Annotated in this window: 20 protein-coding genes and 1 pseudogene; 11 read left to right on the top strand and 10 right to left on the bottom strand. The window is 45.6% G+C overall.

All coding sequences use genetic code 11. The features are described 5' to 3' along the window. The first annotated feature begins 202 nt into the window (after positions 1–202). Together M0413_RS16445 and M0413_RS16450 are read left to right on the top strand one after the other, a co-directional pair. Positions 203–487, top strand: coding sequence for a CopG family ribbon-helix-helix protein (locus tag M0413_RS16445; protein WP_172590110.1), 285 nt, complete (start codon positions 203–205; stop codon positions 485–487). Further along, positions 475–768: a type II toxin-antitoxin system RelE/ParE family toxin gene (locus tag M0413_RS16450; RefSeq protein ID WP_172591152.1), complete on the top strand. Its 294-nt coding sequence runs from the start codon at positions 475–477 to the stop codon at positions 766–768. The genes M0413_RS16445 and M0413_RS16450 overlap by 13 nt, the downstream gene beginning before the upstream one ends. Before the next feature lie 185 nt (positions 769–953). Here the strand turns inward: M0413_RS16450 and M0413_RS16455 are convergent, their stop codons facing one another. Both M0413_RS16455 and M0413_RS16460 read right to left on the bottom strand, forming a co-directional pair. Next, positions 954–1622 carry an inovirus Gp2 family protein gene (locus tag M0413_RS16455; RefSeq protein ID WP_249554942.1) on the bottom strand — a complete coding sequence of 223 codons (669 nt, stop codon included), beginning with the start codon at positions 1620–1622 and terminating at the stop codon, positions 954–956. Positions 1623–1951: 329 nt separating this feature from the next. Continuing rightward, the gene (locus M0413_RS16460; RefSeq protein WP_249554944.1) at positions 1952–3286 is read right to left on the bottom strand and encodes a helix-turn-helix domain-containing protein; all 1335 of its coding nucleotides are present in this window, start codon (positions 3284–3286) and stop codon (positions 1952–1954) included. Between the two features lie 232 nt (positions 3287–3518). On the opposite strand from M0413_RS16460, the gene M0413_RS16465 reads away from it, so the two are divergent. The 3 genes from M0413_RS16465 to M0413_RS16475 all read left to right on the top strand — a co-directional run bounded on the left by M0413_RS16465 (position 3519) and on the right by M0413_RS16475 (position 6102). Next, entirely contained in the window at positions 3519–4226 is a 708-nt protein-coding gene (locus M0413_RS16465) for a hypothetical protein (protein WP_249554946.1), read from the top strand. A 527-nt stretch (positions 4227–4753) separates the two neighbouring features. Continuing rightward, positions 4754–5500, top strand: a complete 747-nt coding sequence (gene ric, locus M0413_RS16470) for an iron-sulfur cluster repair di-iron protein (protein WP_099457349.1) — start codon at positions 4754–4756, stop codon at positions 5498–5500. A 98-nt stretch (positions 5501–5598) separates the two neighbouring features. Next, the gene (locus M0413_RS16475; RefSeq protein WP_099457348.1) at positions 5599–6102 is read left to right on the top strand and encodes an AlbA family DNA-binding domain-containing protein; all 504 of its coding nucleotides are present in this window, start codon (positions 5599–5601) and stop codon (positions 6100–6102) included. Positions 6103–6110: 8 nt separating this feature from the next. Here the strand turns inward: M0413_RS16475 and M0413_RS16480 are convergent, their stop codons facing one another. The 7 genes from M0413_RS16480 to lptM form a co-directional block, all read right to left on the bottom strand. Beyond that, on the bottom strand, positions 6111–6689 hold the full coding sequence (locus M0413_RS16480; protein WP_099457347.1) for a HupE/UreJ family protein: 579 nt from the start codon (positions 6687–6689) through the stop codon (positions 6111–6113). Positions 6690–6803: 114 nt separating this feature from the next. Continuing rightward, the gene (locus M0413_RS16485) at positions 6804–7526 is read right to left on the bottom strand and encodes an HAD-IA family hydrolase (protein ID WP_099457346.1); all 723 of its coding nucleotides are present in this window, start codon (positions 7524–7526) and stop codon (positions 6804–6806) included. Next, the gene (gene xerC / locus M0413_RS16490) at positions 7526–8425 is read right to left on the bottom strand and encodes a tyrosine recombinase XerC (protein ID WP_161808790.1); all 900 of its coding nucleotides are present in this window, start codon (positions 8423–8425) and stop codon (positions 7526–7528) included. Before xerC ends, M0413_RS16485 begins: the two co-directional genes overlap by 1 nt. Positions 8426–8466: 41 nt before the next feature. Next, positions 8467–9102: a DUF484 family protein gene (locus tag M0413_RS16495; RefSeq protein WP_037430216.1), complete on the bottom strand. Its 636-nt coding sequence runs from the start codon at positions 9100–9102 to the stop codon at positions 8467–8469. Continuing rightward, positions 9099–9926 (bottom strand): diaminopimelate epimerase, encoded by an 828-nt coding sequence (gene dapF / locus M0413_RS16500; RefSeq protein WP_069454111.1) that lies wholly within the window; start codon positions 9924–9926, stop codon positions 9099–9101. The genes M0413_RS16495 and dapF overlap by 4 nt, the downstream gene beginning before the upstream one ends. A 69-nt stretch (positions 9927–9995) precedes the next feature. Beyond that, positions 9996–11240 (bottom strand): diaminopimelate decarboxylase, encoded by a 1245-nt coding sequence (lysA, locus tag M0413_RS16505; RefSeq protein ID WP_099457344.1) that lies wholly within the window; start codon positions 11238–11240, stop codon positions 9996–9998. 42 nt (positions 11241–11282) lie between these two features. After that, on the bottom strand, positions 11283–11477 hold the full coding sequence (gene lptM, locus M0413_RS16510; RefSeq protein WP_037422991.1) for an LPS translocon maturation chaperone LptM: 195 nt from the start codon (positions 11475–11477) through the stop codon (positions 11283–11285). 67 nt (positions 11478–11544) lie between these two features. Here lptM and cyaY point away from each other — a divergent pair, with 67 nt between their 5' ends. Then, complete coding sequence (gene cyaY / locus M0413_RS16515) at positions 11545–11877, top strand: iron donor protein CyaY (protein WP_037422994.1); 333 nt, start codon at positions 11545–11547, stop codon at positions 11875–11877. Positions 11878–11913: 36 nt separating this feature from the next. On the opposite strand, the pseudogene M0413_RS16520 reads toward cyaY, so the two are convergent. Further along, a pseudogene (locus M0413_RS16520) lies at positions 11914–14327 on the bottom strand (class I adenylate cyclase). 202 nt (positions 14328–14529) lie between these two features. Between M0413_RS16520 and hemC the strand changes: the two are divergent. The 5 genes from hemC to M0413_RS16545 form a co-directional block, all read left to right on the top strand. Further along, positions 14530–15462 carry a hydroxymethylbilane synthase gene (gene hemC / locus M0413_RS16525; RefSeq protein WP_037430190.1) on the top strand — a complete coding sequence of 311 codons (933 nt, stop codon included), beginning with the start codon at positions 14530–14532 and terminating at the stop codon, positions 15460–15462. Between the two features lie 4 nt (positions 15463–15466). Continuing rightward, the gene (locus M0413_RS16530; protein ID WP_037423004.1) at positions 15467–16207 is read left to right on the top strand and encodes a uroporphyrinogen-III synthase; all 741 of its coding nucleotides are present in this window, start codon (positions 15467–15469) and stop codon (positions 16205–16207) included. 60 nt (positions 16208–16267) lie between these two features. Continuing rightward, on the top strand, positions 16268–17497 hold the full coding sequence (locus M0413_RS16535) for a uroporphyrinogen-III C-methyltransferase (RefSeq protein WP_249554948.1): 1230 nt from the start codon (positions 16268–16270) through the stop codon (positions 17495–17497). Next, the gene (locus M0413_RS16540; RefSeq protein WP_188872343.1) at positions 17494–18660 is read left to right on the top strand and encodes a heme biosynthesis HemY N-terminal domain-containing protein; all 1167 of its coding nucleotides are present in this window, start codon (positions 17494–17496) and stop codon (positions 18658–18660) included. Before M0413_RS16535 ends, M0413_RS16540 begins: the two co-directional genes overlap by 4 nt. Positions 18661–19041: 381 nt before the next feature. Next, the coding region (locus M0413_RS16545; protein ID WP_249554950.1) for a retention module-containing protein at positions 19042–19719 on the top strand (678 nt) is incomplete at its 3' end.

Below are 19719 nucleotides of genomic sequence, written 5' to 3' on the forward strand. Positions count from 1 at the left end.
CCTTATTGCGATTACGTTGAAGATTAGCGTGATGACGGCGTAACATTAGTGCCCAGTTAAGCGATACAAACTATCTTCTATCATCCTTGAGCTTTATGGCGTTGCTCGAGCAGACAAGTAAACCGTGTAAACATTATTTTTTTGTACCACGTTATGCTAAGGTATTACCTAGTAGTACTAAGCATTACCTATGGAGTCACAGATGAGCACAATCAAACCCGTGTCGGTTAAATTAGATGCTGATATGAAAGCCAGAGTCGAGCATTTAGCCGAAACTCGTAAACGTTCATCACACTGGATGATGCGTGAAGCGATCCGTGAATACGTTGAGAGAGAAGAGAAACGCGAAGCTTTGCAGCAAGAAGCGTTACGCGCATGGGAAGAACACCAGACATCAGGCTTGCATGTCACCGGTGACGAAGTGGTGAGTTGGCTGGAGTCCTGGGGAAGTGAAAATGAACAGGCAGCCCCTACATGCCACAAATAGTCTTCACTGCCACTGCATTACGTGATTTAGAACGCTTACGTGAGTTTCTTCGCAGTAAAAATCCCCCTGCCGCACAACGGGCTGCCAGCGCCATAATCAATACCATTAGAAAACTGGAAAGCTATCCAGACATTGGTCGGCCTATCGATGACAATGACTTTAGCTTTAGGGAACTGCTGATCGACTTTGGTGGTACAGGCTATCTGGCAATGTACCAGTATGATGGCGGTGAACGATTGACAGTGTTGTGTATACGCCACCAAAAAGAAGCCGGTTACTGAAACGGCTGAATCAGTTACGGATTACCCCAATGGACTATGTCATCAAGTCTGCATTGTGAATATCGCTACTGCTCTACTATGAGCACAAAAGCAAGGGACCTTAATCCCTTGCCCTTTACTCCATTATTTTAACTCACCCCACTAGCAACCGCACTTAGCGCTAAGTAAGCTAATCACTCTGTCACCTAAATACGGCTACAACCGAATGAACGTGTTCTATCGCCATAATGCTTAGTCTCTAACTTGGCCAGATAGCTCAAGCGAAAGAAAGCACTCGCAAAGGTTTGAGGATAATTCGGTGCATTACGATTAAGATAGTAAACTGGCGTATCCTCAGGGAAATGGACTAAATGCCGAGTACTGTAATCATCTAATCCCAAGGCACTGGCCCAGGCTTCAACAATCTTAGTACTCAAGTTTTGACCACTTCGATTGTAATTACCGAGATGGTTATAAGCATCGTTATTGAGGAAGATTGCGATATGGTAATGGTCTGTATCGGCACATGCTCGCTCCCTTGCCCAAATATAACGCAGAGTACAAGGATGCACCCGCTTACCCTCACGGCCCTTGATTAACCTATTATGCTGGATTTTTGCATCCAGAGATTTAAAGAACTTGCTGATTACCGTTGAATCATAAACTACAGGTGAGTCGAGAAAGTTAAGCTGTGGTAGATGCAAATCAAACCGCACCATGAAGGTACGAGGGTGCTCATTCATAGCTGCTTGTAAGGTCTGTAAAATTGCATCTAAGTATTCAGCGCTTAGTAGCCTAGGATAAACTTTGAAGCCTTGGTATTGGCCATTGCTGATGACGGTAAGGTTAGTGTTAGAGGTATGACGTTTTGACATGTTGAGTTCCCATATTGGTTAAGTTACATAACGTATATGGTCTGTGTAATTTATTACTCAAAAGCCAAAAAGTGCTTGATATAAAAAGCAAAAGTTAGCTCGCCTATGATGGCAGCTAACGCTGTATGTTCATGGGTAGATAGTGTTAGAGATACTGATGGAGGAATACTACTGAGTGATAGGTATAACTACAGACTAATAGTATTAACAAACAGACAATCGCAATAACTGAAATCCCCGTCAATCATTGAGCAGCAGATCGGGCGAGCAAGGGCGATGGGATCTCATATCGCTCGACAGTTAAATTATTAAGATCTCCCGTTTGCTTGCTATTTCTCAGCAAGTAGCACATTGATTGGCATGTGCATGGTTGGAGAAACATACGTCATGGGACAAATAGTTAGGTTGCAAATGATGCCTGAAGGTTTGTGTTCTACAAATTCAGTCAATTCTCGATAAACAAATTTTGCTAACCCAAAACTGATGCTAATGAGTGTGTCGGAAATTACCTTTGCCAATTCCTCTGCACTTAGCTGCACATTTTTGAGTAAAAAGCTTTCCAGCATCATCTCTTCTCGTAAGAAATAATCATACACCTGCTGCTCGAGGCTAGACACAATCGTAAGCTCACTGTAATGCAGATTTTTTCTTGAAAACAGATCCCAATGTTTGGTTAGCATTAAAGACGCATATGAAATTACTTGCAAGTCTAGAGTTTTCACCTCCTGTTTTGTAGAAAATTTTTTATAGAAATATCTAGAACACTTCCATGCATTATCAAGACTGACAATGACGCTGAATCGTCTTTGTGCTTCAACGTACTCTAATTCAGCGAAAACTTTATCGCCATCAACATTCTCCTCCATAGATAAAAATATTTGCTTAGCTATTTCAATTTCTGCCGCAGCTTGTAACAACCTATATGGATTCAACTCCCATTGGTTCATCAAGGCTATATGACGTGCGGGTTTAGTGCCAATCGGAGGATATTTTGTAGGGCTGGTATTTATGAAGTAGCAACTCTTACTTTGTCGTCTTCGTTTCTTAGTTATCTTTGGTGTACCTGGCTGGTAGTGATTTATGTAGCCAAGGCTGATTAAGTTTTTCCGTTGTGAGGCCAGCTGTTGCTTGGACATACCAGTAAGTTTATACAACTGTGCATATCCAAGCGTACGCACTTCACCAAACTCATCGGCATGCATTAAAAAAGTAATGAGTAGTAATCGATTAGCTAACTTTAATGGATGTCGCAGGCCTTCTTGAGTGTCACCACAATCAACCAATAAATCCTCAATCAATACCTTCCAGTTACATTCAAAATCTTCTCGCTGCAACTCTTCATTGAGTTTATCTGTTGGACTATACACGCAAGCTGGGCGTCCTTTCCCTGAAGTGCTTATAGCCTTAGTCAACGATTTTCGATAAAAGCCAATCCGGCATAGCAATGACATCCCATCAACGAAAGTGTTCTTAGAAACGCCTAAAGCCTTAGCTAACGCCTCAATACTAAAGCCACTAATTTCATCGATACCATATTGATGTATCAGTCTGATAAAAAAGAATTTCAGTTCAGGTTTTGCAATAAGACGACCCAAATAACCACCTTGTACAAGGTGGTTTTCTTTAGGTAAAGATAATTCAATACTGATTGCATTTAGGTACATTTTCACCTCGTTAACTTAAACAAAAACTGACTTTAGTAGCGTAAAAAGTACCTATTAAACAGAGTATGTGACCAAGTCACGCAATTAAGCAATCAATTAAGACATTGACAAAGTAGCATGATTTAGTTATCAAATTAAGTAAAGGTTTGAGTACTAAACTAAGTAATGTTTATTAGAAAAAGCTACTGTTATGACTTCATAATCTAAATTGACGTTTTATAAGAGGTAATCTATGGCTCAGACTAAAGGTCCATTCGATTGGATAGACTTCAAGAACGTGGATATGGTCAGGTGGGCTGAGGGTTACTTTTTAGAAAAGAAAATAATACTTCCCTATACAGTTGATCAAACCTCGGGAGCAAACAAATCACTCGATAAAGTCTCGTTCGAAATTGGACTTGGGCAGTACAAAGAGCATTATGGCAATGAGTTATTATTGGTCCGCAATATGAAGGATGCTTGGCGGAGTGTCATTCAGAGACAGGAAAACAAGAAAAATGGCAAAGTATCAATTACCTACCCAATTTCTATGCAGCATCATTCTCAACTCAGAAAATTGGCAGTCGATGCGGACTTGCCACTGAGTCAAGTCCTAGAAAACCTGATTGATAACAACTTCCAAAATTTAATAGAACAAAAAAAGATTGCAAAAAGCACCGAAAAGGAAAAAAAGGAAGTAGCAAAAGCCGCCAAACAAGCGCTAAAAACACCACCTATTGATCGTTTTCTTATGCTCCATAAAAGCAATGAAGAAAAAGATCAGCAAATTGATATATTATCTAATAATGTCAAAAACTTAACCAAATACTGCAACGAGTTACTTGATCTCATTGAAAGAACATCTAGCCTTTTCAGTAAAGATGAACAAAAAAAATACCGACAGCTAACGGAAAAACTCAGCAAACTAAATGCAAATAAAGTTGATGATACAAAAAGCTAAGAATCAACAGTAATTTGGCTTATTTCATTCCCAAACGGCTAATCTAGGAATTCACCCTAGCCATTTTCAACTGGTGGGTATATCGGTGGGTATCAATGCGAATTACCAAGAAGTAGCGCACACTAGCCATTGTTAAATAATGGTTTTATTGAAAATAAAAACATTCAGATCCAAAACGTGGAATAATCTCCTCATTCCTTCAGCAATCTGCTTTTAATGCCCTACTCTTAGGGCATTGAAAGCATCTTTGTAGTTTCATTTATTATCAAATACTTAATATTCGATGAGCCTTAGATGATACGCAAAGAATGGTAAATTCAATACGCTACAAAGTTCCAAAAAAATACTAATTAGATAAAACGTCGACTCGTCTTCATCAGCCTCTACCCCCTACTCCTTTGGGAATAATTCAGGCAATTTAATGTGACAGCCGCAGCAAATCCTGACTAAATTAGTCAAGATTTATTGCATCACAATAAAGCTGTAAATAATATGCATGTAAATTATTTGTGCTTTGGAGTGTTGCAATGTCATCAACTAGCTTTTCGTCAGCGTCTCACGTTGAACAACCATCAGCCCCTTTATCCCCATGGCTTGAGCGTAAAGTAGGCGAGCTGGTCGCGGAGGATTTTCGCCGCGCCCATGTGTTTAGCCAATTTGGTATCGATTTCTGCTGTGGCGGTGGTCGAGCACTGATCAGTGCCTGTGAGCGAGCGCAAGCCGACCCAAATAAAGTCGCCGCCGCATTAGAGTACATGACATATTCAGGTGCTAAAGAAGATGAACTTAATCAACTACCACTTGAGCAACTAATTGATTATATTGAGCGTACACACCACCAATATGTCCGCGCTAAAGCACCGTTATTGCTGGAATACTCAGAAAAGATGGTACGCGCCCATGGCGAGCATTATGCTGAAATTGTTCCATTTGCAGGTTGGGTTCGTGCGTTGATAGAAGATTTAATGCCGCATTTGATGAAGGAAGAAAATATCCTCTTTCCTGCGATTCGGGCGATGAGTCAAGGCGAGCAAGTGCAGGGTTGTTTTGGTCATATAGGTAACCCTATCAATGCAATGCAACACGAGCACGAAGAAGCAGGATTGATTTTACAAAAGCTACATGAGTTAACCAACGACTTTACGCCTCCCGAATATGCCTGTACTACTTGGCGGGTTTGTTATGCAACGCTCGCAGAATTTGAGGCAGACCTGCATAGACACATTCATTTAGAAAACAACATTCTCTTCCCTAAGGCGCTGCAACTCGCCTAATAAACAAGATTGATTAACCACCAAGGTCAGCACAACTGCTGGCCTTTGTGATTTTGGCGTGTTACAAAAAGTGGTGTGCCTTGCAAGGATAAGCCGCCATGACATACCCAACATTCGCACTCGATGATATTGCTTCTCTACACGAATCAGCCCAAGTAGAATTTAAACTCGCAAGAGGCCGTGATGGTCAAGGTCAATTACCTGAAGATATTTGGGCAACCTATAGCTCCTTCGCCAACACCTTAGGCGGAGAGATTATTCTTGGGGTACGCGAAGATCGTGGCCATTTCACCATTGAAGGCATCCCTAATCCGCTACCCGTATTACAGGAATTTTGGGAAATCCTCGATGACCCTAGCCGGATAAGCTGTAATATTTTAGCGATATCTGATGTGCAGCTGATTGAAATTATGAATAAAAAGCTGATAAGGATTCGCGTGCCACTCGCGCCAGAGCACCTAAAGCCAGTATTTATAGGCACCGATGCTTATATGGGGACTTATTTTCGGGTTGGAGATGCCGACATGCATGCCAGCCGGAGACAGGTTACACAAATGCTACGCCGCGCCCATCACTGCAATAAGCTGATAAAGGCGCGGTAGTGCTTTTTCTAAAAACCAGCGAGTAAATAGCCTCCCATGGCGGCAATTGCCACGCCAGATACGCGCATTAAGCTGCGTTGCCCAGTGACGCGCTGCATGCCTAGCCCTAGCATAACGCCACCTAAATGGATAACCGCAGTACCAAATAAGAAACCAAAGGCGTAAAGAACTGGGCTGGCAAGTTCAGGCATTTCCATGCCGTGGGCATGACCGTGGAAAATCGCAAACACGCCGACAAATGCCATAGCAAACAACAGCGGTAATTGGCGGTCAAAGGCAATCGCTAACCCAAGCAACAGTACTGACAAAGCAATGCCAATTTCAACAAAGGGCACCGGAATGGCATAAAGCCCCAGTATTCCACCAACCAACATAAAACACACAAAGGCTAAGGGCACAGTCCAAATCGCGCGACCACCGAGCTGCGTACTGAGCATGCCCACACTTAACATGGCAAGGAGATGGTCAAAACCTAAAACGGGATGATTAAAGCCCGCCATAAAACCACCACCGGAGTGGATTTCGTGCGCCGACGCAGGGGCTATAAACGATAGACTCAAGAGGAGCAACAGACATAAACGCACCATAGCAGTTCCTTGTTAGTGAGGGCGTAACAACTGAGTTAAACAAATGCTAATACTCTACGGCAAAACGATATGCCAATCCTTGATCCCTATCACTTTAAATAGGCTGCTATTCTTTTAAGGCAATAACATTTCCTGTAATGAATCGAGAGTGGCAATCTCCATATGGGGTAAGAGTGCAGCAATCGGTAACGATGCCACACGGCCAAAACTGGGATTTAACCAGACAGACTGACATCCCGCTAAACGCGCACCGCGAACATCGGCATTCATACTATCGCCAACGTGCAGCAGTTGATCTAAGCCGATATCTAACCTTTCACAGGCCTGTGAAAACATATCTTTAGCAGGCTTCATCCTTACACCACTACCAGGATGCAGCACAAATTCAAACACATTACTTAAGCCGATACGCTGTGCGTCCACATTACCATTAGTGATGCCAATCAGCCTAAAATGGACCGATAAACGCGTGAGCAGCGCCAAGACGTCGTCTGAAACCTGAAAATGGCTTCGATGAAAATAAAAACAAGCTAAACCTTCCTGCGCGCCACGTTTTGCCTCAGGCTCACTATAACCGAGCAGTAAAAGGCCTTTATGCAGAGTCGCAATTCGCGCCGCCGAGGTGTCATGGGCGAGGGCCGGATTTTGCTGTAGTAGTTGTAACTTGAGCAGTCGCCATTGCTGCGGTTGCCAAGCTTGAGTCAGCGGATAAGCCTGATGCAAAAACTGCATTAACTCAGCTTCGGCATTGAGAATGTGGGGTTCGTTATCGTATAGGGTATCGTCGAGATCGAAGCTAATCGCACGAATATTCTGGGGTCTAAGATAACAACGCATTATTTATCCTGTTGTTTTTTCGCTCTAGGATGGGCGTTATCATACACCTTAGCTAAGTGTTGGAAATCTAAACTGGTATAAATTTGCGTGGTCGACAGGTTTTCGTGGCCTAATAATTCCTGCACCGCCCGTAAATCGGCACTGGATTCCAGCATATGTGTGGCAAAAGAATGGCGCAGCTTATGGGGATGCACCCGCATAGAAAGTGCCTGTTCCTGCCCCCATTTGCTCATGCGCGCCTGAATGCTGCGATGGGATAAACGCTTGCCCTTTTCGGTGACAAATAATGCGTTATCTTCACAGGGGATTTGCCTGCGGCACTCAAGCCAAGCGCCTAAGGCATCAATAGCATAACGACCAACGGGGACGATACGCTCCTTGTTGCCCTTACCTAATACCCGCACTTCACGCTGATCATATTGCACACTGGATAAATCGAGCGCTGCGAGTTCTGCTAAACGTAACCCGCTGGAATAGCATAGCTCCATAATGGCTTTATCACGCAGTGTTAGCGGATCATTGCCTTCAATCTCAAGTAAATGTGTGAGGGAATCGACATCGATATTTTTCGGTAAAGGCTTAGCTTGCTTGGGCGCACTCAGTCCCTTAGCAGGATTGAGTTCTATCACGCCTGCGCGCAGTAAAAACTCTCCCCACTGTTTTACTGCCGATAACCATAATGACAGCGAGCGCGGACTCAGTCCCTTGCGGTGCAACTTAGCAAGCACTTGTTGCCAATGCTCACGCCCAACATTAAGCAGATCAACACCTTCGGGCAGTAACTCGCTTCCCCGCTGCAACTCGTACATATAATTGCGAACCGTATGCGCCGATAACTGACGTTCAGACTGCATATAGGTTTCAAATTGCTGTAAATAGGAGTGACAACGCGCGGGCATATCATTAGCTGGCGAGTTCATATTGGACTCCTCATCGGGGCTTAGAGTTTGGCGAGCATATGTGCCAGCAATCGCCGAAGTTGCTCGAGCAGCATATTGTCCATATCGGGATGAAAATGGGTGGCATCGTGGCTGGCAACTGCAAAAATGACAGGAATATCATCAGCTAATTTAACTAATGCCACCGAGCCGACCTCACTGCCAAATAAGCGTTTCGCCTCTTGTTGTGTCAGACGACCAAAATAGTAATTCTTGCGTAAACGCTGCGCCCAAATCGCCTTCATCTCAATATCGGCCTCTAACACACTGATAAGACGCACATGGGTAAAATTAAACTGCGCCTTTAAATTATCAGCCAGCACTTCTTTAAGGGATTCTAAGTTAACGCAATTTAGTAGCTTAAAAGACAGTTCAGTATTAAATCGGAATATCTTTTCATTACGTGCAGCCATGGCCAGTAAACTGGTGATTTCTTCTTCGAGTTGCCCAACCCGCAGGCGCAACAACTCTTGACGTCGTTCGACTAAGGAAATAGCACCACGCTCCAAATGGGGTAAACGCATCGCCAATAACAGCTCGGGATACCGATTAAAAAAGTCAGGATTATCGAGTAGATATTCGCGAATAATCAACTCATCAAAGGGAAGATTGGTCTGCGGCATCAAAGGCTCGGTCATAACTGAATTTGTCCATCATAAACGTGCTGCGCTGGGCCCGTCATCCACAGCGGTTTGCCTTCACCTTCCCAATTGATGGTTAAGCTGCCGCCCGGTAAATCCACTTGTACTTGTTGATCGAGTTTACCTTGAATTTGTCCGACTACCACGGCAGCACAAGCACCTGTGCCGCAGGCTAAAGTCTCAGCCGCACCACGTTCGTAAACTCTAAGCTTGATATGACCCGAGTTCACCACCTGCATAAAACCAACGTTTACCCCGCGCGGGAATCGCTCATGCTTGGTGAGTAGCGCCCCGATTTCGGCAACATTAGCGCTGGCAACATCTTCCACATCGAGCACGCAATGGGGATTGCCCATGGAGGCCGCGCCACACAAAAAGGTTTGTTGCGGTGTTTGCAGTAGATAGGTTTTTTCGGCCTTTTTGGCTTTAAAGGGGATTTGGCTAGGTTCGAGCACGGGCACGCCCATATTCACAGTGACAGTACCATCGCGCTCAAGGCGCAGAGTCATCTTACCCGCAGAGGTACTTACACGAATTTTATTCTTATTCGTCAGCCCTTTATTACGGACAAAGCGCGCAAAGCAACGGGCACCATTGCCGCAGTTTTCGACCTCACCACCGTCGGCATTAAAGATGCGATAGTGAAAGTCGAGGTCGGGATCATAGGGTGGCTCAACTAGCAAGAGTTGGTCGAAACCGATGCCAAAGTTACGGTCAGCTAAACGGCGGATCTGCTCAGGCGAAAAGAACACGTTCTGCGTGACACCATCGACCACCATAAAATCGTTGCCAAGTCCGTGCATCTTAGTGAATTGGATCAAGATACTTATCCTTTAAGCCTAGGCGCCGCGATAACTAGCCAAGCGCCTGAATCAATATAATTTTCTAGTTTACGGCAGGAGCTGCTCACCTTGCCAGAGCTGCGCTAATTTTTCTCGCTCTCGCACCAGATAAGCCTTATCGCCATCCACCATGACCTCGGCCGCACGCGGACGAGTATTATAGTTCGACGCCATGGCAAAACCGTAAGCACCACTGGAGCGCACAACCAGTAAATCCCCCGCCGCAATCGCGAGTTGTCTGTCCTTACCTAAAAAGTCACCGGTTTCGCACACTGGCCCTACAATATCAAATACTTGCGTATCTTCATCCCGTGGATTCACCGGAATGATATTTTGCCATGCACTATAGAGTGCGGGCCGAATTAAGTCGTTCATCGCGCCATCAACAATCGCAAAACGCTTATCGCTGTTTTCTTTAAGATACAGCACCTGAGTCACGAAAATCCCCGCATTGGCAGCAATCGCACGGCCCGGTTCGAAAATCAGTTTGAGCTTGCGATGACCTAAACGCTTGAGCAGTGCAGCGGCGTACACATCAGGATGCGGTGGCGTTTCATCATCATAGGTCACCCCTAAACCGCCACCGACATCAAAGTGCTCAATCACTATCCCTTGCTCGGCTAGGCGGTCAATGAGCGATAGCATTCTGTCCATTGCATCGAGAAACGGCTGAATTTCAGTGAGCTGTGAGCCGATATGGCAATCAACCCCTTTTACCTGCAAATGCGGCAGCGCATGGGCGCGAGCAAATACAACTTCGGCCTCATCCATGGCGATACCGAATTTATTTTCTTTAAGACCCGTCGAAATATAAGGATGCGTACCGGCATCGACATCGGGATTCACCCGCAGTGACACTGGAGCAACTTTACCTAAGCGGCCGGCAACATCGTTAAGTTGTTCAAGCTCAGCGCTCGATTCAACGTTAAAGCAGTAGATACCAAGATTTAATGCCTGCTCCATTTCGGCAACGGTTTTACCCACGCCCGAAAACACCACTTTGGCAGGGTCACCACCGGCTTCAATCACCCGCGCTAACTCGCCGCCCGAGACAATATCAAAACCACTACCTAAACGAGCCAATACGTTCAGTACGGCTAAGTTCGAGTTGGCTTTCACCGCGTAACACACTATATGTGGATGGTCGGCAACTGCATTATTAAAGGCATGCCAGTGACGCTCGAGCGTCGCACGGGAATAGATATACAGTGGCGTGCCATACTGCTGGGCTAAATCATTGACCCGACAGCCTTCTGCGTACAGGGTATTATCTTGGTAGAGAAAGTGATCCAATGTCCGATTCCTTACTGCGCTTTGTAGTAATTATGCTGATTATTATTGTGTTTTTTCAGTTTCAGCTTGAGGCTCCGCGGCTTGTACAGGCGTAGCATCACGCTTAGCTGGCTTATTTTTTTTAGACTGAGTCGCCTCTACTGGAGAGGATTTATACAGGGGGCCTTTTTGACCACAGGCCGTAATGAATAGGCTACCAATCAATAACAATAAAAACAGTCTCATTTTTCTCAACATCTGTGCATCTAGTGTCTAATCGTCTTATAATCGCACCCATCTTGACGAAAGCAAAGGACAGAAATGCATGGCCATGACAGATACAGAATTTCACCAGCTCGCCGATGACATGTTCCAAGCGATAGAGACCGCTATCGAAACCGCAATTGATGAACAAGATGCCGATGTGGATATTGATGCCAGTGGTAACGTGTTACAGCTAGAATTTGTCGATGGTTCGAAAATCGTAATCAACAAACAGGAACCTTTGCATGAAATTTGGGTAGCAACGCGTTTTGGTGGCTATCACTTTGGCTATGTAGAGGGGAAATGGCTTGATGGTCGTAATGGCGGCGAGTTTATGCCCTTTGTGCAGGACTCGATTCTACGCCAAAGCGGTATCGAACTCAGCCTCTCCTAAGCCGCGGCTTTATTCCTAAGCGGGAGGTCGCTCCCGCTAAAACTCCACATTGGCGTTATTGATATCCACCCCAAAGGGCATCACGGTTAGCTCACCCGCCACCCGTACTAAATGGAAAAACTGCGGAATATTAAACCGTGCTTTTGATGCATAAAATTCATCAAACACATAGTGATGGCTCACTTTGTTGACCAGTTCGCTCATATCTGAACCAGACTGCACATAATGACTCAGCTGATTTTCCTCATCGAGAATAAACACATCTAAGCTATCGGTGCGTTGCCGCAGAAAATACTGGATCGCTCCCTTGGCGGCAAAGTTTTGAATGATTTTCGGCATACTCGAAAAAGGGTCATCCCCCAACTCTGGCCGAGGCAATTGTACTAAATGACTACGAGCAAGTTGCTGATAAAAAGATTTGGCATCACTCAAGTCCTGATAGGCCATCCCCAAAGGATTAAAAAAGATCCCGTAACGGGTATGACTAATCTGCAGCGGCTGTACTAAGGTGCTCGATTGTTGCACCTGTTGGCAGAGTCGCACCGTTTGTTTAAGCAAGTTTTTCACCGCTAACTTAAGTTGTGGCCTGAGCTTTTGCGAACAGCTAATCACATCCATATCCACGGGATGAGTCGCTCGCCTTAGCCCTGGTGTGACAAACGCGAGTGCCTGCAATACTGCGGTTTCGCCCTCAAAACGATGACACTGCCACTCCCCCCAACTATTAAGGCAAATAGCATCGAGGGCGCCGAGCATATTTTCCTGCTTACGACCCAATGAAACACGTTGGCATTCATGACATCGACTATCATCTCTTGCCCTTGCCAATGGATAGTAGGATCACAGTCGAGGTTTAGGATAAAAATGAGTTTTCTAAAATGCCAAGGCTGACATAGGTCAAGCTTTGAGACCCGCCAATCATGATCGATAAAATTAAGTAATCGTTTTGAAGCGTCGGTCAACCTTCGGGATTTAATCTTACTCTGGCCAAACTCATACCATTTGGTTTCTGGCGTCGATACCCCATTTAAGCAAGCCCAAATCATCAGCGCTGACGGGCTTTTCCCTTTGCAAATAGCAGATTCACCTAACAGATTCTGCGGCTTTGGCCCCTGGCGGTAGAGGTAATATTGATTTTCCTTGTTACTGGACACCATGGTTACTTCAGATTCAGCAACCGAGTGGCTCCAGAGCAAATTCAGCTTGGCGATTTGGTCTTCATCTTGGCTAAAGTAAGTATGTAGTTTGCGAGTGAGCATCCCCAACTCTTCAATCCTGAGTCCTTCGTTTAGCTCATGGGTGGAGGCGAAACGCAGTAAGGTTTGATAACTCGCTAGCAGCAATTCATTAAGCTGCTCATTAAACCAATTGAGCTGGCCACTATGCCAATGCTCACAATCATCTAAGGTAGTAATTAAACTGTTGGGCCACTGCCACTCTTGCACCAACTTTTGCATTTTGGCATAGCGCCAATCTTTACCTTGGTCAGACACACTTAAGAACACGCCACATTTTAGATAAAAACAGCGGCGCACAATTTCCAGCCGACGACTATCATTCTGCTTTAATAAATAGGCTTCAATCGCCTCATAAATTGCATAATAAGCATCGTTAGCAGTAGAAAAATCCCCTGCTAAGGTCTTTTGCCAAAGCCGGTCACACAGTAACTGAGAATGGGGATACTCACTGGCATAAGCCTCAAGCAAAAGTACTTTAATCAACGCTTTATGCGGCTTATTTAAGCCTTTATAAAGCTGCCAAAGCGAGGCACCAAAATACTCGCTTGCCGGTAACTCGTGCACATTACCAAGATATAGCAATTCAGGATTGAGCTTAGCATCAGGCCACCATGCAATAGTTTTACCCGCCAAGCGAATTTGGCTGCGATAAAACTCCTCAAGCAACAGCCAATGCTGCGTACTGCCACTGTGCTCATGAGCCATAGAAGACTGGCAACCGGTACGCTGTGAGATATCACCACAAAATTGCAGTGGATGAACCAAGTAAAAATTCACCTCAAACTGATACTCTGCAAACCAAGCGGTTAGTCGTTCCGTTTTTAATTTAACCAAGGCTAAGTCGTCATCACACAAATCCTCATGATGGACTAGCCACACATCCACATCACTTTTTGCATTCTGACCAAAGCTAGCTGTACTGCCCATGGCATATATCCCTTCGAAGGCATAACAATCCATGTCATTAGGTATAAAAGGCAGCGTAAACACATCACAAGCCTGGGCTTCTATTGAGCCCGCTTTGTAACCATAAATACCGCAAGGCGTATTAGGATCAACGTATCCTGGATACTGAACGCTATTCTGTTGAAGTAAAAAGGGGATCAAACGGAACAAATGCTTTTGCAACGGAGACAACAAGGCTAAGGCCCGTGCAATACGAACCTGATTAAGTCTTTCTGCAATATCAGGAAACTGGCCTTGCTGATCCATCCTAGAACACGACACTTAAGCACAATTGAGAAGTGTGCTCATGTTAACACTTTTGCAAAGCTGAGCAACCAAATGAGATGTCCATCACACTTTTGTACTATTTAGAACACCGCCGACTTCAAAGAATCGATACGGCTTCCTTACATTCGCGAATAGCCAATGTTAGCATTGGCGCAACTAAGATCTCGGATGGAAACTAGGCATGTCTGAAAACCGCATACGTATCGCTACCCGCAAGAGTCCGCTGGCCATGTGGCAAGCTGAATTTGTTAAAGCAGAATTAGAACGCGTTCACCCAGGAATTGTGGTGGAGCTATTGCCAATGAGCACTAAGGGCGATGTTATCTTAGACACGCCATTAGCGAAAGTTGGTGGTAAAGGCTTGTTTGTGAAAGAACTCGAAGTCGCTATGCTCGAAGACCAAGCCGATATCGCCGTACACTCGATGAAAGACGTGCCAGTAGATTTCCCCGAAGGCTTAGGGTTGGAAGTGATTTGTGAACGCGAAGATCCACGCGATGCCTTTGTGTCTAACCTTTATAAGTCAATCAGTGAGCTGCCACTCGGTGCCACGGTAGGCACCTCAAGCCTACGCCGTCAGTGCCAACTGCGCGCCTCACGCCCAGACCTGATTATCAAAGATCTGCGTGGCAACGTGGGTACTCGCCTCGCGAAACTCGATAACGGCGAATACGATGCGATTATCCTGGCTGCGGCGGGTTTAATTCGCCTGAAATTATCAGAACGTATTGCCAGCTTTATTTCTGCGGAAGAATCCTTACCCGCAAACGGTCAAGGTGCTGTCGGTATTGAATGCCGCACTAACGATGAACGCGTTAAAGCATTATTGGCACCATTAGAACACTTAGAAACGCGCTACCGAGTCATCGCCGAGCGCGCCATGAATACTCGCCTCGAAGGTGGTTGCCAAGTTCCTATTGGCGCCTTTGCCGAAATAGATGGTGATGAGATGACACTGCGCGGCCTCGTTGGTAATCCAGATGGTAGCGAAATCATCGAAGGCGTGATCACAGGTCCAAAGACCGAAGCGACGCAACTCGGTGTTGCCCTTGCTGAAGAACTACTAAGCAAAGGCGCTAAAAGCATCCTCGACGCTGTTTACGCCAAAGCCTAAGACGATGAAAGTCTTACTGACGCGCCCCGAGGGGCGCAATCAGTCGATGGTCGATGCCTTGAATGAAAGAGGCATCGAACACTGCGTGACGCCACTGCTCTGCGTTGAGGCCACGCCCCCTCTGCCGCCAGACTCTTCGCATCCACTCGCTAATGTCGATATGGTTATCTGTATCAGCGCCAATGCCGTCAGCTTTGCTGATGCTGCGTTTAAAGTCGATACTGCCCAAGTTAAAGACTGGCCAAGCGTACCTTATTTCGCCGTAGGTCATGCGACTTGGGAAGCGCTGCAAGAGAAGGGAATTGAAGCTCTCGAAGCACCGGATGATTGTCAGCAAACAGAAGGCTTGCTGACATTGCCTGCACTGCAACATATCCAAGGCAAACATATCACTATCATTCGTGGTGTCGGTGGTCGTGAAGCCCTCGCTGAGCAACTGAGTGCCAGAGGCGCGAAGCTGCGCTATTGGGAAGTCTATCAACGCGCTTGCCCACCACTCGATGGCGCAGCGGTTAGCCAACACTGGCGAGACTTAGGGATAGATACTATTGTCGTGACGAGTGGTGAAGTACTGGATAATCTGATTAATCTAGTGCCAAAAGAGTTATTTGCATGGCTGCGCTCATGTCATATCATAGTCCCCAGTAACCGAGTAGAAGCTCAAGCTCATGCCTTTGGTATAACCCAAGTCACCAATGCCAATGCCGCCAACAGCAAAGCCGTGCTAAACGCCCTTAAACTCTAAGTGCTATTTAGCCCGATTTTACTCGAATTTCGGCAGTAGCATGATTTTAAGGACTGTTAAATGGATAACAACAAGCACGACGCCCAAAGCCCAGAGTCACAGGCTATCCCAGTTCTCGCCACATCGGTCAATACCGATGACGCTGCACCACACAACCAAGCTTCTGAGTCACAGGCAAGCAAGCCTGAAGAACAAGAAGTCAAACCTGCCGACACTAAGTCGCAAGCCAGTAAACCCGAATCGACCCAAGCTGCTCGCCAAGTGGTGCAAGTGAATCGTAGCTCATGGGCTATTCGTTTTGGTGTACTACTGGCCTTAGGCTTGACCGTTTGCACCATAGGTGGTGGCTATTTGCTATATCAACAAATGCAGCAACAGCTTCAACTGCAAGAGACGAAAAATCTAGCCCTGCAAGATCAGTTGCAACAGGCTTTACTCGTCCCAAATCAGCGTCTTGCACAACTTGAGCAACAACAACTCTCAGATGCAAAAACCTTCCAAGAGTTATCTAAGCTTGCCACAGATCAAAACCAGTTACAGGACAGACTAGAGAAACTGGCCCAGCGCAGCCCAACCCACTGGATGGCCTCAGAAGCCGAATATCTAGTAAACATGGCTGGACGTAAGCTTTGGCTCGAAAAAGATCCGCGCACGGCAACCGATTTATTAAAATCCGCGGATGAAACTATTGCCGCGATGAACAACCCCGCATTACTGCCAATCCGTAAGGCATTGGCAAAGGATATTGCGGCGACCACCAATATTAAGAGTTTGGATATTGAAGGTGGTGTATTAGCACTCGATGCCTTAATCGACCAACTTGACAAATTGCCGCTAAATCGTGCAGACGCTGAAGCAAGCACGGCTGAAGATACGACCATTTCCGGCGATCTTAACGATTGGCAAAGCAATCTGAGTAAAACCTGGAAGGCGTTGACTCAAGATTTTATTACTATTCGTCATCGCACCGCCGATGCGCCAGCCCTACTTGCTCCAGAGCAACAATGGTATTTGGTTGAGAATATCCGCCATAAACTGCTGCAATCACAACTGGCACTCTATCGCTATGATAGAGCCGCTTATCATCAATCACTGATGATGGCGCGCCAGTGGATCCAAACCTATTTTGATGTTCAAGCGCATCAAACTAGCGAGGCCATTGCCGAAATCGACAAGTTGGCAACACTCGATCTTGACCCTATTACGCTAAAATCCTTTGCCGCTAAACCGCTGTTATTACAGTTAACCAGCTATGGTGAACTCACCTCTTCAGAGGAACCGCAGCTATGATTAAGGCATTAATATTTCTTGGTATTATACTTTTAGGCCTGTGTATCAGCCCCTGGATTGTTGGCAATACTGGCTATGTGTATATTGCCGCGGGTGATTACCAGCTTGAGACCAGTTTAGTTTTTGGCATCGTCATGTTAATCGTGTTTTATGCGCTATTCCAAGTGCTGGAATGGTTAGTGATCACTGTGATTAATCTGCTGCTTCGTAGCCGTTTTATCCCGCAGCATTGGCGTCGCCGGTCTGCCAAGAAACACACTTTGATGGGCGCACTCGCGATTGCCGAAGAAGATTGGCCTGCGGCAGAACGCGCCATGATTAAAGGGGCCGACAACGGTGAACTGCCAGCATTAAATTTGTTAGCCGCTGCACGTGCTGCTCAACATCAAAATAAAATTGCCGAACGAGATCAATATCTTGCCCGCGCAGAAGCGCAGCCTATGACGGCCAATGCGGTAGCAACCACTCGTACCCGTTATTTACTTAAACAAGGTGAATTAGCCTTAGCCAGAGCCGAGCTCGATAAGTTAGCCCCAACTAGCAAGAGTAAAGCCCCTGTGCTGAAACTCGCCCTCGAGTTATATCGCGCCCAGGAAGATTGGGAAGCGCTTAAGCTATTGCTCCCAATACTGAAGAAACGCCAGATCTTAGAGGATGCAAAGTTAAATACGCTGAATGTTGAAACCCATTGCGCCCTATTAAAAGCAGCGAGTCTAAAAGGGGAAGAAGCCCTAGAACAATGCTGGCAATGGCTTTCACGCGATGAACGTAACCAGTCTGAGTTTTTAGCGATTTATGCCATGGGCTTATGCCGCTTCAATCGTAAAGACCAAGCGCTTAAATTACTCTCGAAAAAGCTACGTAGCTCGCCAGAGTCAGCACTGTTAGAAGTGATACCACAGATCGTCACCGCCCATGACGAAGAGATCCGCAAGCAATTACTCAAGCATGAAATCACCCATGAGAACAATGCTGATTACCAACGGTGTTTAGCGCTACTCTACCAACAAACCCGGGATATGAAAGAAGCTAAAATCCGCTGGCAGAATGTTTGTCGTCTTGCTCCGAGTAAAGGCTCTTGGCTGGCGTTAGCACGTATTCAAGAGCAACTTGGCGAACAAGGTCATGCTAACCAAAGCTATCGTCAGGCAGTAAACCTATAATTTCTATCAACCGCAATCCATTAGGCGGATTGCGGTCCCTCCTCATTCAACCTTGAACATACTTGCCGCACATCATTTATAAAATATTAAACCCGATCTTAAGAATAATTTGTTATTAATATGTTTATTTTGATAGTTAAGAGACACTAAATGCAGTTTCTTTTGCGTTTTAAGATACTACATCTAGTTCTGTCACTTTTAAGTGCCATTTTTTCGCACTCCACCCCTTAAAATCCAGTTATAGCAAGCCATTCCGGCGCGTCAAAAGATTGACTTACACACACGGCCAAGCTAAAATTTAGCCACTTGTATCACAATTCAGCATATTTGTTGAATTTGTGCATCTTCGGATTAACACACTTTGGCTGTTGGGAGCTAATTATGGGATCGATCATTACAACAAAGAAAGGTTTGCTGAAACTTGTTAAAGGGCAAATCGAAGTCGAGGTTAATGGTTCAAATCAACCCGCTAAGGATGGCGAACAACTCCCAAAGGGTGCAGTTCTCCATATCGGCGAAAACGCGACTTATGAAATCACTTTCGATGATGGCACCAAGCTGTCTAATGAAATAGAAGTCAATCCAGCATCTGCTGCGGTTGTTGCCCCTGTGACAGGTGAAGCCACACCTGATGAAATTCAAGCATTACAAGATCTTATTGCTTCAGGTGAAGACCCAACTAAAAATTTACCTGAAACCGCAGCAGGGAATGCACCAGCCAGTGATGGTAACTCTGGCTATGTTAGCCTTGCTCGTGATGGTTCAGAAGCTCTCGCCACATCAGGTTATAGCACTTCTGGACAAACACTAGCCGCATTTGCACCCGACACTCCCGAACAGTCAATTGCCACAGACTCCCCATCCTTGCTCGTTAACGACAGCATTACCGTAGATGAAGATTCCGTTGCCACCGGTAACGTCCTTAGCAATGACAGTGATATCGACAGTACCTTGTCTGTTGTCAGCTTCACCGTAAACGGCAATACCGTGACTGCGGGCACCACTGTTGCCTTAGAAGGCGGCAGTTTAATCATCAACGCCGACGGCTCTTACACCTTC

This window comes from Shewanella sp. 8A, from assembly GCF_023475945.1.
GTDB classification, from domain to species: Bacteria; Pseudomonadota; Gammaproteobacteria; order Enterobacterales; family Shewanellaceae; genus Shewanella; species Shewanella xiamenensis.

What these genes read in the sequence shown, in the direction of transcription:
- M0413_RS16445 (WP_172590110.1), top strand. Translation starts at nt 203, where the DNA reads ATGAGCACAATCAAACCCGTGTCGGTTAAATTAGATGCTGATATGAAA.
- M0413_RS16450 (WP_172591152.1), top strand. Translation starts at nt 475, where the DNA reads ATGCCACAAATAGTCTTCACTGCCACTGCATTACGTGATTTAGAACGC.
- M0413_RS16455 (WP_249554942.1), bottom strand. Translation starts at nt 1,622, where the DNA reads ATGTCAAAACGTCATACCTCTAACACTAACCTTACCGTCATCAGCAAT.
- M0413_RS16460 (WP_249554944.1), bottom strand. Translation starts at nt 3,286, where the DNA reads ATGTACCTAAATGCAATCAGTATTGAATTATCTTTACCTAAAGAAAAC.
- M0413_RS16465 (WP_249554946.1), top strand. Translation starts at nt 3,519, where the DNA reads ATGGCTCAGACTAAAGGTCCATTCGATTGGATAGACTTCAAGAACGTG.
- ric (WP_099457349.1), top strand. Translation starts at nt 4,754, where the DNA reads ATGTCATCAACTAGCTTTTCGTCAGCGTCTCACGTTGAACAACCATCA.
- M0413_RS16475 (WP_099457348.1), top strand. Translation starts at nt 5,599, where the DNA reads ATGACATACCCAACATTCGCACTCGATGATATTGCTTCTCTACACGAA.
- M0413_RS16480 (WP_099457347.1), bottom strand. Translation starts at nt 6,689, where the DNA reads ATGGTGCGTTTATGTCTGTTGCTCCTCTTGAGTCTATCGTTTATAGCC.
- M0413_RS16485 (WP_099457346.1), bottom strand. Translation starts at nt 7,526, where the DNA reads ATGCGTTGTTATCTTAGACCCCAGAATATTCGTGCGATTAGCTTCGAT.
- xerC (WP_161808790.1), bottom strand. Translation starts at nt 8,425, where the DNA reads ATGCCCGCGCGTTGTCACTCCTATTTACAGCAATTTGAAACCTATATG.
- M0413_RS16495 (WP_037430216.1), bottom strand. Translation starts at nt 9,102, where the DNA reads ATGACCGAGCCTTTGATGCCGCAGACCAATCTTCCCTTTGATGAGTTG.
- lptM (WP_037422991.1), bottom strand. Translation starts at nt 11,477, where the DNA reads ATGTTGAGAAAAATGAGACTGTTTTTATTGTTATTGATTGGTAGCCTA.
- cyaY (WP_037422994.1), top strand. Translation starts at nt 11,545, where the DNA reads ATGGCCATGACAGATACAGAATTTCACCAGCTCGCCGATGACATGTTC.
- hemC (WP_037430190.1), top strand. Translation starts at nt 14,530, where the DNA reads ATGTCTGAAAACCGCATACGTATCGCTACCCGCAAGAGTCCGCTGGCC.
- M0413_RS16530 (WP_037423004.1), top strand. Translation starts at nt 15,467, where the DNA reads ATGAAAGTCTTACTGACGCGCCCCGAGGGGCGCAATCAGTCGATGGTC.
- M0413_RS16535 (WP_249554948.1), top strand. Translation starts at nt 16,268, where the DNA reads ATGGATAACAACAAGCACGACGCCCAAAGCCCAGAGTCACAGGCTATC.
- M0413_RS16540 (WP_188872343.1), top strand. Translation starts at nt 17,494, where the DNA reads ATGATTAAGGCATTAATATTTCTTGGTATTATACTTTTAGGCCTGTGT.